The 14472-nt window shown below is 65.6% G+C and carries 22 protein-coding genes; 21 read left to right on the plus strand and 1 reads right to left on the minus strand.

Features of this window, described 5'->3' with window-relative positions:
• Positions 1 to 3 precede the first annotated feature (3 nt).
• Positions 4 to 765, minus strand: a complete 762-nt coding sequence (locus tag CFB47_RS06680) for a LexA family transcriptional regulator (RefSeq protein ID WP_089460707.1) — start codon at positions 763 to 765, stop codon at positions 4 to 6.
• Positions 766 to 860: 95 nt separating this feature from the next.
• Here CFB47_RS06680 and CFB47_RS06685 point away from each other — a divergent pair, with 95 nt between their 5' ends.
• From CFB47_RS06685 to CFB47_RS06785, 21 genes are all read left to right on the plus strand, one after another.
• A complete protein-coding gene (locus tag CFB47_RS06685) occupies positions 861 to 1085 on the plus strand; it encodes a helix-turn-helix transcriptional regulator (RefSeq protein WP_089460708.1) in 225 nt (74 codons plus the stop codon).
• Positions 1082 to 1318, plus strand: coding sequence for a hypothetical protein (locus tag CFB47_RS06690; protein WP_089460709.1), 237 nt, complete (start codon positions 1082 to 1084; stop codon positions 1316 to 1318). The genes CFB47_RS06685 and CFB47_RS06690 overlap by 4 nt, the downstream gene beginning before the upstream one ends.
• Complete coding sequence (locus CFB47_RS06695) at positions 1315 to 1530, plus strand: hypothetical protein (RefSeq protein ID WP_089460710.1); 216 nt, start codon at positions 1315 to 1317, stop codon at positions 1528 to 1530. The genes CFB47_RS06690 and CFB47_RS06695 overlap by 4 nt, the downstream gene beginning before the upstream one ends.
• Positions 1527 to 2477: a YdaU family protein gene (locus tag CFB47_RS06700; RefSeq protein WP_256946651.1), complete on the plus strand. Its 951-nt coding sequence runs from the start codon at positions 1527 to 1529 to the stop codon at positions 2475 to 2477. Before CFB47_RS06695 ends, CFB47_RS06700 begins: the two co-directional genes overlap by 4 nt.
• A gap of 3 nt (positions 2478 to 2480) precedes the next feature.
• The gene (locus CFB47_RS06705; protein ID WP_089460711.1) at positions 2481 to 3227 is read left to right on the plus strand and encodes a hypothetical protein; all 747 of its coding nucleotides are present in this window, start codon (positions 2481 to 2483) and stop codon (positions 3225 to 3227) included.
• Positions 3224 to 3514: a hypothetical protein gene (locus CFB47_RS06710; RefSeq protein ID WP_143330799.1), complete on the plus strand. Its 291-nt coding sequence runs from the start codon at positions 3224 to 3226 to the stop codon at positions 3512 to 3514. The genes CFB47_RS06705 and CFB47_RS06710 overlap by 4 nt, the downstream gene beginning before the upstream one ends.
• Before the next feature lie 52 nt (positions 3515 to 3566).
• Positions 3567 to 4058 (plus strand): hypothetical protein, encoded by a 492-nt coding sequence (locus CFB47_RS06715; protein ID WP_089460713.1) that lies wholly within the window; start codon positions 3567 to 3569, stop codon positions 4056 to 4058.
• On the plus strand, positions 4055 to 4315 hold the full coding sequence (locus CFB47_RS40235) for a hypothetical protein (RefSeq protein ID WP_143330800.1): 261 nt from the start codon (positions 4055 to 4057) through the stop codon (positions 4313 to 4315). Before CFB47_RS06715 ends, CFB47_RS40235 begins: the two co-directional genes overlap by 4 nt.
• Positions 4312 to 4560 (plus strand): hypothetical protein, encoded by a 249-nt coding sequence (locus CFB47_RS06720; RefSeq protein ID WP_089460714.1) that lies wholly within the window; start codon positions 4312 to 4314, stop codon positions 4558 to 4560. The genes CFB47_RS40235 and CFB47_RS06720 overlap by 4 nt, the downstream gene beginning before the upstream one ends.
• Entirely contained in the window at positions 4557 to 5351 is a 795-nt protein-coding gene (locus CFB47_RS40240) for a hypothetical protein (RefSeq protein ID WP_143330801.1), read from the plus strand. Before CFB47_RS06720 ends, CFB47_RS40240 begins: the two co-directional genes overlap by 4 nt.
• A gap of 3 nt (positions 5352 to 5354) precedes the next feature.
• Positions 5355 to 5618 (plus strand): hypothetical protein, encoded by a 264-nt coding sequence (locus CFB47_RS06730; RefSeq protein ID WP_089460716.1) that lies wholly within the window; start codon positions 5355 to 5357, stop codon positions 5616 to 5618.
• Between the two features lie 60 nt (positions 5619 to 5678).
• Positions 5679 to 6179, plus strand: a complete 501-nt coding sequence (locus tag CFB47_RS06735; protein WP_089460717.1) for a hypothetical protein — start codon at positions 5679 to 5681, stop codon at positions 6177 to 6179.
• Positions 6180 to 6190: 11 nt separating this feature from the next.
• Entirely contained in the window at positions 6191 to 6457 is a 267-nt protein-coding gene (locus CFB47_RS06740; protein WP_089460718.1) for a hypothetical protein, read from the plus strand.
• A 3-nt stretch (positions 6458 to 6460) separates the two neighbouring features.
• Positions 6461 to 8080: a portal protein gene (locus CFB47_RS06745; RefSeq protein ID WP_089460719.1), complete on the plus strand. Its 1620-nt coding sequence runs from the start codon at positions 6461 to 6463 to the stop codon at positions 8078 to 8080.
• Positions 8077 to 8328 carry a hypothetical protein gene (locus CFB47_RS06750; RefSeq protein WP_089460720.1) on the plus strand — a complete coding sequence of 84 codons (252 nt, stop codon included), beginning with the start codon at positions 8077 to 8079 and terminating at the stop codon, positions 8326 to 8328. The genes CFB47_RS06745 and CFB47_RS06750 overlap by 4 nt, the downstream gene beginning before the upstream one ends.
• Before the next feature lies 1 nt (position 8329).
• Complete coding sequence (locus tag CFB47_RS41655; protein ID WP_226287442.1) at positions 8330 to 8755, plus strand: hypothetical protein; 426 nt, start codon at positions 8330 to 8332, stop codon at positions 8753 to 8755.
• A 10-nt stretch (positions 8756 to 8765) separates the two neighbouring features.
• Positions 8766 to 9677 (plus strand): hypothetical protein, encoded by a 912-nt coding sequence (locus CFB47_RS06760; RefSeq protein ID WP_143330802.1) that lies wholly within the window; start codon positions 8766 to 8768, stop codon positions 9675 to 9677.
• Positions 9678 to 9921: 244 nt separating this feature from the next.
• A complete protein-coding gene (locus CFB47_RS06765; protein ID WP_089460722.1) occupies positions 9922 to 10809 on the plus strand; it encodes a phage capsid protein in 888 nt (295 codons plus the stop codon).
• Positions 10810 to 10875: 66 nt separating this feature from the next.
• Positions 10876 to 11334: a hypothetical protein gene (locus CFB47_RS06770; protein WP_256946652.1), complete on the plus strand. Its 459-nt coding sequence runs from the start codon at positions 10876 to 10878 to the stop codon at positions 11332 to 11334.
• 75 nt (positions 11335 to 11409) lie between these two features.
• The gene (locus CFB47_RS06775) at positions 11410 to 12012 is read left to right on the plus strand and encodes a hypothetical protein (protein ID WP_089460724.1); all 603 of its coding nucleotides are present in this window, start codon (positions 11410 to 11412) and stop codon (positions 12010 to 12012) included.
• Between the two features lie 3 nt (positions 12013 to 12015).
• Complete coding sequence (locus CFB47_RS06785) at positions 12016 to 14415, plus strand: hypothetical protein (RefSeq protein ID WP_256946653.1); 2400 nt, start codon at positions 12016 to 12018, stop codon at positions 14413 to 14415.
• Positions 14416 to 14472 lie beyond the last annotated feature (57 nt).

The following is a 14472-nucleotide window of genomic DNA, read 5'->3' on the forward strand; positions in this document are numbered from 1 at the left end:
GGTCTACTCCAGTCCGCCCGATCCGCTGCGATCGCGCACGCGGCCGAGAATGGTTATGAACTGCGCCGCCTGCTCGGCGCTGATGGTTTCTTCTGGGTATTTCTTGTTGTCGCTCACCAGCACAAGCGACCCATCGTATTTCTTCAGAATGCGCTTCACGCGGAAGCCGTCGCCATACCGCAGAGCGTAGACCTTGCCGTCACGGATCGCGACGTCGGCGCAGTCGATCAGAACCGACTCGCCGTCGTATAGGTGCGGCTCCATGCTGTCGCCGACGATCTTCACGCGCCGCGCGTTCTCGGGCTTGATACCCATTTCTCGGAGGAACCGTAGAGAGTACGTATGCGGTTCGCTCTCTCGTTCGATTTCCCATTGGATATGGCCGTTTCCGGCCTCGCACTGGAGGTTGTATCGGGGAATTGCCACGTAGCCGTCGGGCGTCTCGGCGCCGCTTTCGATTGGAATGATGGGAGTGCCCGGCGACTCGTCGCTCGCGCGCACGAGGCTCGCGAGCGTCGGGCTGATGTCGGACGGCTTTACCCCAAGCACGCGGGCGAACGACAGCAGAGCCGGCAGATTCAGCGGGATAACGCCGCGCAGATACTGGCCCACGGCACCCTGAGACCCGATACCGGTCTCGCGTCCGAGCCATTCCTGCGTCGCACCTTCGTTGCGATCCTTGTACGCCAGCCACGCGGCCTTCAGCCGCGCTACATCCTGCAGTTCATTCGCCGTGAGTTCGCGGCGCTTGGGGTTCTTTTCCATGATCCGATTCTATTAGCGCGGCTACTTTTCTTACGGGATACTTGAAAAGCATCGCTTCTTAGTTACAATAGGAGCATTGCTACTACGGAGGCGCTATGCGACTCGATGCGTACATGCGCGAGCACAAGCTCACTCAGGGCGCGCTCGGCGCGATGCTCAACCCGCCTGTCAGCCAGTCCCAGGTCAGCCAGTGGTTCCGCGGCCGCACGAGCATCACGCTCGACCAGGCGCTGCAGATCCAGACCATTACCAACGGGCTCGTCACGCCGGCCGACTGCGCTCGCGTGAACGAACCCGAACCCGCCCAGGTGGCCGCATGAAAACCACGAAGGCGACCCGGGCCGAGTACCGGAACGAGGTCAAGACGCGTCTGCGCGACGCCGCGTACGAGGCATTGCAGACGTGGAAGGCTCTGCACGGCATCGACAGCGATTCGGCTGCGCTGGCGCGGCTCACCGAGCTGATGCTGTTCGGCGCAGTCGGAACTTTGCCGGCGCAGCTGGTGGCCGTCAGTGCCGGTGTGGGACAGATCGGCCCGCAGGTGCGCGCATGAGCGGCGACCGCGTAGAGCAGCCGGTGCTGCTGCCGCTGGCCGCAGCGGCCGACCTTGCGACGCAAGCGGCGAAGCAGGGCGTGTCGACGCCCGATTACCTCGGCTACCACGTGCTCAAGAGCGCGTACGGCGTGATGCACCCGGCCGTGATCGAGTTCGAGACGCGGCCCAAAGCGGGACAGTCGGGGACGGATGACGAGGTCGCGCCATGAATTTCTACAAGCGCCACATCGGCGACTACCTGAAGGACACCGCGCACCTTTCGCTGCTCGAACACGGCGTCTACACGCGGCTGCTGGACGTGTACTACACGCGCGAGGCCGGCATTCCCGATGACCAGGCAGCGCGCCTGATCGGCGCCCGCGCGCGCGACGAGCTGTCCGCGCTGAAGGTCGTGCTCGGCGAGTTCTTCGAGCTGGTCGACGGGACATGGGTGCAGCAGCGCTGCGAACGCGAGATCCACGCCGCAGGCGGCCAGCAGGAGGGCGATGGAGAAGCGCCGCGCTCCGGCAAGGCGATGCGCCAGAAGCAGTACCGCGAGCGGCGCAAGGCGATGTTCGACCGTCTCCGTGATCTCGGCGTGACGATGCGTTTCGACGCCTCGATGGACGAATTGCACGACGCACTGTTACGCGCAACTGAGACGTCACGCGTTACGCCTGAAGCGTCACGCGTTACGGATGGCATAACGGGCGTGACGCATAACGTTACGGCTACCAACAGCCAGACTCCAGAAACCATAAGCCAGACACCACAGGGGGAACACAGCGCGCGTTATGCCGACACCCTCGCACGCGAGCGCGTGAAACCCGGCGAACTGTCCGCTGCGATGCGTGAGCATTCGATCGAGGCATCCCCGCACGACCCGCGCATCATCGCCGCCGCCGAGCGCGGCGTGACGCCCGCAACGATCCGCGCTGCATGCGTCGAGGCGAAAACCTCGAAGCCGAACGAGCGCATTCCGCCCGCCTACGTGCTGTCGATCGCGACGCGCTGGCATGCCGACGCTGCGCAACCGCCGCGGCCCGGCGGCGGCAACGCGCGACCCGTGCGCCAGAGCGCCGCCGAACAGCGCAACGCGATCAGCGACCGCAACGCCGAAGCGTGGTTGAACGGCCACGCCGAACCCGATCCTACCGTCATCGACATGGAGCCCTGACCCATGACCCCGAACGACAAACGCACCTTCGTCGACGCGCTGAAGCTCGCGCACAAGACCGCGCGCCAGCCGCTGCCCGAGCCCGACGTCATGGGCGTTTTCTGGAAGCAGCTCGAACCGTATCCGCTCGACGCGGTGCTGCGTGCGATCTCGTGCCACGTCGCGACGAGCGAGTTCGCGCCGACGCCCGCCGCGTTGCTGAAGCACCTGCCGCGCGAATCCGACGGCCGGCCCGACGCCAACGAGGCATGGGCGATCGCACTGCGCAGCCGCGATGAGCGCGACACCGTCGTGTGGACGCAGGAATGCGCCGAGGCATTCGCGGTCGCGCTGCCCGTGCTCGAAGGCGGTGACGAGGTCGGCGCGCGCATGGCGTTCAAGGCCGCGTACGAACGCACCGTCGAGCGCGCCCGCGCGGAATGCCGGCCGGCGCAGTGGATCACGTCGCTCGGCCACGATCCGGACCTGCGCGAAGCCGTCGTGACCGAGGCCGTGCGCTCCGGACGCCTGGCGCTGACGCATGCGCAGGCGATCGTTCCCGCGCTCGCCGCGCCCGTCGATTCGTTCGATGCGAAGGTGGCCGAGAGCAACCTCGCTCGCCTGCGCGCGCTGGTCGGCGGCATCCCGAGCGCGCGCGAGAAGCTCGACCGTATCCGCGCAGCGCACGTCGCGCGCGACGCCGCCGCAACGGCCGATGCGAAGGATCTCGCGGCCGCACGCGTCGCCGACTACCTGACGGCGCACGCATGAGCATGGACGGCGTGACCGGCGAAACCTGCGCGGCCCAAGGCTGCCCGATGCTCGGCTCGTTCGGCGTGTCCGGAAAGTGGTTCTGCTGCTGCCACTTCCGCGGCTCGTCTGCGAGCAGCATCGCCGTCACGTCCGTCCTCAACCAACACGCCGCGATCGTCGACCGCGTGAAGCTGCTGCGCCGCACTGGCGGCAGCTACGCCGACATCCTCGCGGCGGAGAACCAGCTGATCGAGCTGACGCGCGAGGTCGGCAAGCAGTACGAGATTGGAGGGAGCGGGGAATGACATACCACACGAACGACGCGCGCGCGTGCGCGCATTTGGGGCAGGAGGCCGGATGCTGACCCTCGGAATCGACCCGGGCATTTCCGGCGCGCTCGCCGCGCTCGACCACAACGGCGCACTGCGCATCGCGGACATGCCGACGCGCAAGAAGCAGGGCACTGGCAAGGTGCGCAACGAGGTCGACCCGCATGTACTGCAGCGCACGTTGCGCGACCTGATCCCCGCGAGCGACAGCGTGATCGTCGTCATGGAGGCGCTGAACACTTTCGCGGGCGGATCCGTGCAGACCATGGCATCCCTCGAAGCGACGAAGGCAGTGATCATGACCGTGTGCGAGCTGACGGGCTACGCGGTCGAGGTCGTCGCGCCGCGCACGTGGCAGGGCTTCTACGGCATCAAGCGCACCGATACCGAGGACACGAAGCGCCAAAGCCTGCGCATCGCGCGCGAACTGTACGGGCAGGCGTTCTGCCCTTTGGCGAAACACGACGGCCGCGCCGACGCGATCCTGATCGCGCGCTGGGCGCAGAGGAATCTGACGTGAAAATCATCTTTCTCGCAACGATCCTGGGTGCATGCTCATCATCAATCGCGCATGCCGAATCCTTCCGATTTCTTGACGGTCGCGAGCATCCCCCGCTTCCGGAGGTCGTGCTTTCCTTGAGCCCTGACTATTCGCGGATTGATCTCTATCCGGAAAGCATCAAGGCCGACGAAATGCGCGCTGTGATGCATTGCCGCGGCACCGTCAAGATCATCGACGAATCGACGATCGTCTGCTGGAGAGCTGGTGCGAAATGAACCTCGTCCAACTCGCCGGAATGCTGACGCGCGATGCCCAGTTCCGCGCCTGGGTCGGCGGCTTCGTCAACGGCGATCCGGTCACGGTCGACCAGGCCGCGCAGTTCATCCGCATCGTCTGCAAGGTCGAGTCGCGCCGCGAGCTGGCGACCGACACGCACGCGGCTGACCGCTTCAACCACTTCCTGCGCCGGCCGTTCCTCGACTGGCGCGACAACCAGCAGCACCAACGGAGAGCAGCATGAGCGACATCAACGCAGCACCGAGCAGCACCGAGCCCTCGAACGAGGCGGCAAAAACGGACATGCAGGGGGCTGGCACGGCCGCGGTGGGGGAGCCGGCAGGGAGTGGATCCGACAGTTCCGTGCTGCTTTCGACGAGCGATGCGAGCGAAACGCTTTCGACGTCAGCGTCGACATCATCGCCCGCGGCTTCGGATGCCTCCACGTCTGCTACGACGAGCACGGGCGACTCGTCGTCGAGCGCATCGACCCTCGCGAACTCCGCTGATGCGGGAAACGCCAGCGCTGCCGACACGGGTTCGTCGGCCGATGCAGGCGCTGCAATCGACACTGGTGACGCGCAGGCGGTCGCGGCATCGGGGGAGTCGAGTGCTGCCCCGGATGCGGCCGCTTCGACGCCCGCGAATGCGACGGGCAGCGCGGATGCCTCGCTGAACCCGACGGCGAGTGGCGTAGCCCTCGATGGTGGTGACGCGGGAAACGCCGGTGCGTCGCCTGCGGCTGGACAATCCTCAAGCGACACTGCATCGTCTGCGCAGGATGCATCGCAAGGCGGCGACACCGCGGCGGCTGCCTTGCGCGCTGAACTCGATGCTGCAAATTCGCGGATCGCCGCGCTCCAGCAACAGGTGATGGACGAGCAGGAGCGCGTCATCAAGTGGCAGGGGCTGTACAACTCGGCCACGGAAGCGAAGCCGCACGCCGAGTCGATCCTGCAGAAGCTCGAAGCCGGCGAGGCTATCGTGCTCGGCGACCTGCAATCGCGCCTGCGCGCCTTCGTGGACGCCCTGTAACGCATGACCCGAGTCGAGCCCGCCCGCGCCGTCGATTGGTTCCGCGTCCTTGAGGACGTGCGGCGGGCCGACTTCACTCTCGCTGAGATCGCGCAGTACACGCAGATCCCGCGCACGACCCTGCTCGGCTATCGCAACCTCGGCGCCGAGCCGAAGCACTACGCGGGCGTCACGCTGCTGAAGCTATGGGCCCAGGTCACGGGAAACGCGCCCGACGACGCGCCCACCGTTCAGCGCATGCCGTCCGTATCCGAATCCCTGCGATAGACGGGAATCCGACACCCCGCGCGCCCGATACTCGCCTGCACCATCCATGGAGGTGCAGGAATGTCCACCAAACGAACCTACGCAACGCAGGTGCCCGGCGCGGCCGCAGTCATGCCGACCGACGACGGCCCCGCGCCCATCGTTGGCGCCGACACCGATGCGGTGCTGACCATCGCCGGCCGCGAAGTGCCGCTCGCCGAGATCGTGATCGGCGCATTCGAGACGAGTGGCATGTCGGCCGAGGAATGGGCCGCGGTCGATCCGCAGGTGCGCGACAACCTGGTCGGCAAGAAGCGCAAGGAACTGGAGCAATCGCTCGCGGGTGCGGGCGAACTGCCGTCGCAGGAGACGGCGCGCAAGGCTGCTCTCGCCGCCGTCACCGCGCGCCGCGAGCAGCGCGAGGCTGTCGCAGCAGGTATGGCCGCCACCGGCAAGCCGGCCGAGCGCAAGCTTCCGCACCGCGACGAGATCGACCCGATGGAAATCGCAGGCCCGGTGCTCACGCAGCAGGGCTGGATCGTTCCGTCGAAGCCGCGCGAACTGCCGCGCAACTTCAAGTAACGGGGGCGGACATGTGCGACATCCTCGGCGCAATCGGTAGCCTTTTCGGCGGCGGCAACCGCGGTTCCATCGTTCCCTCTGCCTCGACCACGACATCCGCATCGAGTGCGGGCAGTACGGCTGACGCGCAGGCAGCGCAGGCCGCACAGGAACAGGCGGCGGCCGACAAGAAGCGGCGCGCGTCGCAGAGCCTGCTGTCGACCGGCGCAGGCACGGGCACCGGCGGCACCGGCTCGTCGTCCGTCCTCGCTTCCGCGAAATCCTCTCTCGGCCAGTAAGCCATGATCGACAGCCTCGGCGAAACCCTCGCGAAGCGTCTCGAAACCCTGAAGTCGAAGCGCCAGGTTCACGAGCTGGTCTGGCGCAACTGCTTCATGCTCACCGATCCGGTGCGTGCATCCGGGCTCGACGGCCCGATGATGGACGCGAACCAGATCGCGCAGGCCGTGTCGCTGATCTTCGACTCGACGGCGACCGATGCGAAACGCACGCTGGAGGCGTCGATCATGTCTGGCATGACGCCTGCGAACTCGCTCTGGTTCACGATGACCGTGAACGGGACCGATGACGACGGCGAGCGCTGGCTCGATGAGGCAAGCGAAGTGCTGTGGCAGAACATCCACAGCGCGAACTTCGACAGCGAGGCGGCCGACGGCATCGCCGACTGCATGGCCGGCTGGTTCGCGCTGTACGTCGACGAGAACCGCGACACCGGCGGCTTGTACTTCGAGCACTGGCCGATGGCCGGCGTGTACTGCGCAGCATCGAAGCAGGGCGGCCCGGTCGACATCGTGTTCCGCTGCTACCAACTGACCGCCGAGCAGTGCGTGACCGACTTCAAGCAGCGCGGTGACTCGCTGCCGCCCGAGATCATCGACAAGGCGAAGACGAAGCCCGACGAGCTGATCGACCTGTGCCAGGCGATCTACCCGCGCGACGTGTACATCGTCGGTGCGCTGCGCGCGAAGAACATGCCGATCGCGTCGGTGACGTTCGCATGCAACCACAAGTACGTCATCCGCGAGTCGGGCTATCACGAAATGCCGGTCGTGGTCGCGCGCTGGAAGAAGATCCCGAACAGTGTCTACGGCGTCGGGCCGCTGCTCGACGCGCTGCCCGACATCCGCACGCTCAACGACATCGTCAAGCTCGAATACGCGAACCTCGACCTCGCCGTGTCGGGCATGTGGATCGCCGAGGACGACGGCGTGCTGAATCCGCGCACCGTGAAGGTCGGCCCGCGCAAGGTGATCGTCGCGAACAGCGTCGACAGCATGAAGCCGCTGCAGCCGTCATCGAACTTCCAGCTCGCCGAGACGCGCATCGAGAAACTGCAGGGGCAGATTCGAAAGACGCTGATGGCTGACCAGTTGCAGCCGCAGGACGGCCCGGCCATGACCGCGACCGAAGTGCATGTGCGCGTCGACCTGATCCGGCAACTGCTCGGGCCGATCTACGGTCGCCTGCAGGCCGAGTACCTGCAGCCGCTGATCGCGCGCTGCTTCGGCCTCGCGTACCGGGCCGGCGTGTTCCCGCCGCCGCCGCCGTCGCTTGGCGGCCAGAACTTTGCGGTGCAGTACCAGTCGCCGCTGGCGCGCGCACAGAAGCTGGAGGAAGTCTCCGCGATCGAGCGCCTGATGGGCGACCTGACCGTGATTGCGCAGGTCGACCAGAGCGCGATCGACAACGTCGACACCGACGAAGCCGTGCGCCAGACCGCGAAGAACCTCGGCGTGCCGGACGCGATCATGCGGCCGGTCAAGGACGTCGCCACGTTCCGCCAGAAGAAGCAGCAGGCCGCCGCGCAGCAAGCGCAGCAGCAGATGGGCATGGAAGTGCAGGGCGACGTCATGAAGTCGATGGGTAGCGCGGCCGCCGGCCGCATGGTGGCGAACCAATGAAAGCGCAGATCGAAGGGGCACCCGTCGAGCAGCGCGCGACGCCGGACGACTATCGGGTCGTTTTCGAGAGCCCGGTCGGCGCGCTCGTGCTCGACGACCTCGTGCGGCGCTTCACCGGAGCCGTGTTCGTTTCCGGCGGCCAGGACGGCGAGCGCGAGACCACATTCCGCCTCGGCCGCCGCGAGACCGTCGAGCACATTTTGCGAATGATCAACCGCGCCAACGGCGCAGAACCCGAAGGAGAGTGACATGTCCGGCACCTCGCAACTTACCGGCAGCGGCTGGATCGCCTACGGCGCGCCGCGCACCGATGACAAACCGTACGGCGTGCCGTACTACAGCGGCAAGCCGCAGGATCAGGTCGGCGAGAACGGCGACGTGACGATCGATCCCGTGACGCTCGTCGTCTACAAGAAGACGGCGGGCGCATGGGCCGCGCTCGCGCCGAGCGGTGCCGTCACCGTGCAGAACTCGGCCGGCACGGTCACGCGAAACCTGACCGCGACGAACGGCGTGGTGACGCTGGCCGCCACCGATGCCATCGTCGCGAACGGCGTCACGATGACGCTGCAGAAGTCGGACGGCACGACGTCGTCCGGAAACGCAACCCTCAACAGCCCGGCCACCGCGATCGTATCGGCCGGTGCGCTCACCGCCGTGAAGGCCGCGGCATAACGGAGGTCTCATGTTCTTCAGGAAATTCGTGCTGATGGACGCTGCCGGCGGCGACGGCGGTAGCGCAGGCGGTGGTGCTGCTGCGGCCGGCGGCGAAGGTGGGGGCGGAGCATCAGCTTCCGGCGGCGGTTCAGCGCTTGCGGCCGGGGCCGGCGCTGGCGCCGAAGGAGCGGGTGCAGGAGCGGGCGCGGCTGGCGGTGCTTCCGCGGCTGGCGCAGGTGGCTTCGACTGGCTGCCCGAGAAATACCGCGTGAACGGCGCCGACGGCGCGCTCGATCTCACTGCGTCCGCGCAGAAGCTGGCCGGCGGCTACGGCGAGCTGTCGAAACGCATGGTCGACGGTGGCGCGCCGCCGGCCGCCGCCACCGAGTACCAGGTGACGATTCCGGAACAGTTCAAGGATGCGGTCGGCGACCTGAATAACGACAAGCTGTTCACCGAGTTTCGCGCGGACATGCACGCGCTCGGGCTGTCGCAGAAACAGTTCGACGGCGTCATGGCGAAATACTTCTCGGTCGTCCCGGGCCTCGTGGCCGGCGGCCAGCAGTACAGCAGCGAATCGGCGACGGCGGACCTGCGCAAGACGTGGGGCGACGATGCGACGTTCCAGAAGAACGTGGGCCTCGCGTTCCGCGCAAGCAGCGCAGTCGCGAAGGCCGCGGACATGTCGTTCGACGATCTCGAAAAGGCTGGTCTCGCGAACAATCCGACGTTCATCCGGATCATGGCTGCGCTCGGCCCCGAGTTCGCCGAGGACGCGCCGACCAACGGCAGCGCGGGCGGCTTCATGTCCGAAGACGATGTGAAGAAGCTGATGATCTCCGAGGCGAACACGAACCCGAAACACCCGGACCACAAGGCGACGCGGGCGCGGATCGACGCGTTCTACAACCGCAAATATGGCAACACGCCGATCGTCTGACGACAAATTGCAGCAGCCAACTTGCCCCGCTTCGGCGGGGCTTTTTTATGCGCGCTCGATTTGGTCGGGATTCCGACAGGCACGTCGGCCGAAGATGCAACGCATTCGGCCCGCGGTGGCGCGCGGAACACCCGATGAGCCCGGAAGCGCACGTTCGCCGACGTGAGCCCGTAACAGGCCCGCGACACGCGGAACACCCTGAAGGCGGAAAGACGACATCGAACCTTTTGGGAGTTCTCTCACCATGAGCACGAACAACGAAACGATCACCCAAGCCTTCGTGCAGCAGTTCGCCGACGGCTACATCATGGCCGCGCAGCAGAAGGAATCGCGGCTGCAGGCTACCGTCAGCAACTACGGCGACGTCACGGGCTCCAGCTTCACCGCGAACAACATGGGCGCGACCGAGGCAAACGACGTTACGTCGCGTCTGTCGGATACTGTCTGGAACGACAACCCGAACGACACGCGCGTCGCCCTCATGCAGGACAAGGACTGGTCGACGCCGATCGACAAGTACGACCTGCCGAAGCTGAAGGCGAACCCGCAGGGCACGTACATGCAGAACGGCCTGGCCGCGCTCAACCGCAAGAAGGACGCCGTGATCTACCAGTCGCTGATCGGCACCTCGATCACGCGCGCGGGCGAAGCGCTGCCGTACGGCTCGATCGCGCTGCCGTCCTCGCAAAAGATCCTCGACGGTGGCGTCGGCATGACGAAGGCGAAGCTGATCACGGCGAAGAAGCTGTTCCGCAAGAACGAGGCCGACGAGCAGAACGGCGAAGATCTGTACATGCTGTACGACGCCGAAATGCTGGAGGACATCCTGAGCGATACGACGCTCACCTCCGCCGACTTCATGGCCGTGCAGATGCTGCAGGACGGCAAACTGTCGGGGCACTGGCTCGGCTTCACGTGGGTTCCGTACGAAGCGCTCAACACGTCGGGCACGGTGAAAACGACCGTCGCATACGCGAAGTCGTCGACTCAGTTCGGCGTCGGCCTGAACCGCGACATCGACATCGGGCCGCGCCGTGACAAGCGCAACGCGATCCAGATCTACATCGGCGAGTCGTACGGCGCCGTGCGCACCGACGAAAAGAAGGTCGTGACGATCGACTACCAGTTCTGAGCGTGATGTGACGGGTGGCGCACCGCGCCACTCCGCATCGATCTCGACACGAAACAGGAGCACATCATGGCAGAAACCAACTCGGTACAGATGGCGAAGGTGCTCGGCGCACCGAACGCGAAGCTGCAGCCGAACGAAACTGGCGGCCGCTCGCGGATCATGTTCGGCCAGGTCACGTCGATCGCGGGCGCGATCGGCGACACGATCTACTTCGGGCGCATTCCGGGCGGCTCGCGCATCACGGGCGTGACGATCAACAACGCGGCGGGCACGGCGTCGTCCACGCTCGCGATCGGCGTGCGCAAGACGAGCGACAAGTCGGGCGCGGTGCCCGCGGGCCTGTCGGCGGCGACGGCGATCAACGCGGCGCAGGGCGTGTCGGCGCTGACGGGCTCGCTCGTGAACGCTGGTCAGTCGTACGTGACGCCGTACGAGAGCGATGTCTACGGCACGATCGCTGGTGCAGCGACGCCGGCATCGCCGGGCCAGTTGATTTCGGTCACGGTCCATTACGTGAACGACTGATCCGCGCCATCCCGGCGCGGTGTAGGACGTATGCCGGGGGCGCTTGCTCCCGGCTTTTTTGTTTGAGGACCGACCATGACCAGCAGCATTTCGATCTGCTCGAACGCACTGCTTCAGCTCGGCGACAAGCCGATCGCCTCGTTTAACGAACCGACGGACCGTGCGAGAGTGTGCTCGAACCTCTATTCGGAAGTGCGCGATGCGATGCTGCGCGCGCATCCGTGGAATTCCTGCACGAAACGCGTCGTGCTGGCACCACTCGTCGATGCTCCAGCATTCGACTATCCGTACCAGTTCCAGCTGCCGGCCGACTGGATCAAGACGATCCAGGTCGGCAGCGCGCGCTGCCCGCTCAACTTCGCAGCGGAGGGACAGCGCATCCTCGCGTTCGTGCAGGCGCTTCCGCTGGTCTACATTTTCAGGAACGAGGTCGAGGCGACCTGGGAATCGACGCTCGTCGACGTCGTCACGGCGGCGATGAAAATGCGCCTTGCGTATCCGATCACGCAGTCGGCCGCGATGGCGCAGACCGCGACGGCCGAGTTCACCACGTTGCTGAAGCAGGCCAAGGCGATCAACGGTCAGGACGACGACACCGAGACGATCGGCGACTTCCCGCTACTGGAGTCGCGCCTGTCCAGCTACACGACTGCGCCTGGTCGCGCGCCGGGGCGGTAAGCCATGGCGAAAGTCACCACGATCCAGTCGAATTTCAACGCGGGCGAGCTGTCGCCGCCGCTCGAAGGGCACATCGACCTCGACCGATATGCGAACGGCGTGAAGACCATGCTGAACGCGGTCCCGCAGATCGAGGGCGGCGGCCGGCGCAGATTCGGATTTCGGCAGATGGCGGCGACGAAGACGACAGGCGCGACGCGGCTCATCCCGTTCGTGTTCAGCAAGTCGCAGGCATATTTCGTCGAACTCGGCGACTCGTACGCTCGCTTCTATTCGGTCGACGGCCAGATCCAGCAAAGCGGCACGCCGATCGAAATCGCGACGCCTTGGACCGCCGACAAGCTGTTCGAGCTGGAATACGCGCAGGGTAGCGATACGATGTTCGTCGCGCATCCGTCTATGCCGATGAAACGGCTAGTACGCATCCTGCAGACCGCATGGACAATCAGCGACGCGCCGTTCGATCCGGGGCCGATTGACGAGATCGGCACGCGGCCGCCGACGTCGATCATCCTGTCATCGACGTCACCTGGTGCGGCTACTGTCACGGCCAGCGCGGATACCTTCCTGCGCGGCGATGTCGGCCGCAATATTCTCGCCGGTCCCGGCGTGGCCGCGATTACCGCCATCACGAGCTTGACGACCGCAACCGTGATGATCACGAGCGCTTTTACGGCTTCGTCGTTTGGGGTGAACGGGTGGAAGATCGACGGATCGCCGCAGGCGCCGATCACGCCGAGCAATGCAAAACCGGTGGACGGCGCCGTGACGCTCGTCGCCGACGGACCGGCAATCGGCGTACAGAGCATTTCGCAGACCGGTACGACGATGACCCTTGAGAGCGTGAATCCGCACGGGCTGTCGGTGGGTCAGGAAATCGTTCTGTCGGGCTTCGAGTCGGCCGGGCTGGACGGACTGTATCGCGTTGCTACCGTACCTGACGCTACGCACATCACGTTCAATTTCTCGGGCACGCTCCTGGAAGGCAGCGTGCTTGGCGCGATGTATCTGCATGGCGGCGGTGAAGCGTGGCGCACGACCGACGTCGGCTCATATGTCGCCATCAATGGCGGCCTCGTCGAACTCACCGAAGTCGTCAATCCGTCGAAGGCGTATGGGCGCATCGTCCGGATCTTGTCGGCGACGATCACCGCGCCGTCGAATGGCTGGTCGCTGAAGTCGTTCATGTGGAACCCGACGGACGGCTATCCGTGTGCGGTGAGCCTCTACCAACAGCGGTTGTACTCGGCCGGCTCAAGCGGCTTCCCTGAGCGCATCTGGGCGAGCGGAATCGGCCTCTACTACGACTACACGCCGGGCACGAACGATAGCGACGGGTTCTCGTACGACGTCGCGTCCGATCAGGTGAACCAGATCATGCACCTTGCCTCGTCGCGCATCCTCACGGTGCTGACGCAGGGCGAGGAATTCACCATCGACGGCGGCTCGGCCGGCGCCATCACGCCGACGAATATCAACGTGCGCAGTCAGTCGATCTATGGATGCGCGCGGCCGCGCCCGGTGCGCGTCGGCAATGAGCTGATCTTCCCGCAGCGCGCCGCGAAGAAGCTCCGGTCGATGGCTTACGACTTCAACACCGATTCGTTCCGCTCGCAGAATCTCACGCGCCTCGCCGCGCACATCACCGAGTCGGGCATCGTCGATCTGGCGTTTCAGGCTGAGCCGACGCCGGTCGTGTGGATGGTGCGCGCCGACGGCGTGCTCGTGTCGATGACCTATGACCGCGATGAGAACGTGTGCGGGTTCGCGCGTCACACGACGGACGGCCTGTTTAAGTCGGTGTGCTGCATTCCGGGCGACGAGGGCGATGTGCTGTTCGCGGTCGTGCAGCGCACCGTGAACGGCAACACGGTGCAGTACGTAGAACGGCTCGACGCGAGCGTGCAGACCGATGCAGCGATCGTCGGCACAAGCGACGCGGGCGGCACGGTATGGGTGAATCTCGGCTCGCTGGAAGGCAAGACGTGCGACGTGAAGGCCGATGGCGTCTACATGGGCGAGTTCACGGTAACGGGCGGCCAGGTGACTCTGCCGCGGCCGGCGAAGAAATTCGAGATCGGCCTGCACTACGAGAGCACGATCGTCGCGCTGACGCCGAACCTGTCCGGCGGCCTCGGCACGTCGCAGGGCAACCAGCAACGCACGGGCCGCGTGATCCTGCGCGTGCTGAACACGATCCGATGTCTGGTCAACGACCAGATCATCCCTTTCCGCGAGTTCGGCGAGAACGTGCTCAACAAGCCGCCTGAGCCATTCACGGGCGACAAGGACATCACCGAATTCGGATGGGATTCGTCGTCCGAAATCACCATCACGCAGGACCAGCCGTACGACTGGTACGTGCTCGCGCTCCTGCGTCAGTTCACCGTCAACACGGGCTGACCATGATCCGCAACGCTACTCCTGACGATGTGCCCGCGCTGGTCGAACTCGGCGCGC

This window comes from Burkholderia sp. AU27893 (assembly GCF_002223205.1).
In the GTDB taxonomy this organism is placed as follows: Bacteria; Pseudomonadota; Gammaproteobacteria; order Burkholderiales; family Burkholderiaceae; genus Burkholderia.

Coding starts and splice junctions, on each gene's coding strand:
- CFB47_RS06695 (WP_089460710.1), top strand. CDS start 1,315: ATGAGCGGCGACCGCGTAGAGCAGCCGGTGCTGCTGCCGCTGGCCGCA.
- CFB47_RS06730 (WP_089460716.1), top strand. CDS start 5,355: ATGACCCGAGTCGAGCCCGCCCGCGCCGTCGATTGGTTCCGCGTCCTT.
- CFB47_RS40240 (WP_143330801.1), top strand. CDS start 4,557: ATGAGCGACATCAACGCAGCACCGAGCAGCACCGAGCCCTCGAACGAG.
- CFB47_RS41655 (WP_226287442.1), top strand. CDS start 8,330: ATGTCCGGCACCTCGCAACTTACCGGCAGCGGCTGGATCGCCTACGGC.
- CFB47_RS06765 (WP_089460722.1), top strand. CDS start 9,922: ATGAGCACGAACAACGAAACGATCACCCAAGCCTTCGTGCAGCAGTTC.
- CFB47_RS06705 (WP_089460711.1), top strand. CDS start 2,481: ATGACCCCGAACGACAAACGCACCTTCGTCGACGCGCTGAAGCTCGCG.
- CFB47_RS06750 (WP_089460720.1), top strand. CDS start 8,077: ATGAAAGCGCAGATCGAAGGGGCACCCGTCGAGCAGCGCGCGACGCCG.
- CFB47_RS06760 (WP_143330802.1), top strand. CDS start 8,766: ATGTTCTTCAGGAAATTCGTGCTGATGGACGCTGCCGGCGGCGACGGC.
- CFB47_RS06680 (WP_089460707.1), bottom strand. CDS start 765: ATGGAAAAGAACCCCAAGCGCCGCGAACTCACGGCGAATGAACTGCAG.
- CFB47_RS06775 (WP_089460724.1), top strand. CDS start 11,410: ATGACCAGCAGCATTTCGATCTGCTCGAACGCACTGCTTCAGCTCGGC.
- CFB47_RS06715 (WP_089460713.1), top strand. CDS start 3,567: ATGCTGACCCTCGGAATCGACCCGGGCATTTCCGGCGCGCTCGCCGCG.
- CFB47_RS06785 (WP_256946653.1), top strand. CDS start 12,016: ATGGCGAAAGTCACCACGATCCAGTCGAATTTCAACGCGGGCGAGCTG.
- CFB47_RS06710 (WP_143330799.1), top strand. CDS start 3,224: ATGAGCATGGACGGCGTGACCGGCGAAACCTGCGCGGCCCAAGGCTGC.
- CFB47_RS06770 (WP_256946652.1), top strand. CDS start 10,876: ATGGCAGAAACCAACTCGGTACAGATGGCGAAGGTGCTCGGCGCACCG.
- CFB47_RS06690 (WP_089460709.1), top strand. CDS start 1,082: ATGAAAACCACGAAGGCGACCCGGGCCGAGTACCGGAACGAGGTCAAG.
- CFB47_RS06735 (WP_089460717.1), top strand. CDS start 5,679: ATGTCCACCAAACGAACCTACGCAACGCAGGTGCCCGGCGCGGCCGCA.
- CFB47_RS06740 (WP_089460718.1), top strand. CDS start 6,191: ATGTGCGACATCCTCGGCGCAATCGGTAGCCTTTTCGGCGGCGGCAAC.
- CFB47_RS06685 (WP_089460708.1), top strand. CDS start 861: ATGCGACTCGATGCGTACATGCGCGAGCACAAGCTCACTCAGGGCGCG.
- CFB47_RS06745 (WP_089460719.1), top strand. CDS start 6,461: ATGATCGACAGCCTCGGCGAAACCCTCGCGAAGCGTCTCGAAACCCTG.
- CFB47_RS06700 (WP_256946651.1), top strand. CDS start 1,527: ATGAATTTCTACAAGCGCCACATCGGCGACTACCTGAAGGACACCGCG.
- CFB47_RS06720 (WP_089460714.1), top strand. CDS start 4,312: ATGAACCTCGTCCAACTCGCCGGAATGCTGACGCGCGATGCCCAGTTC.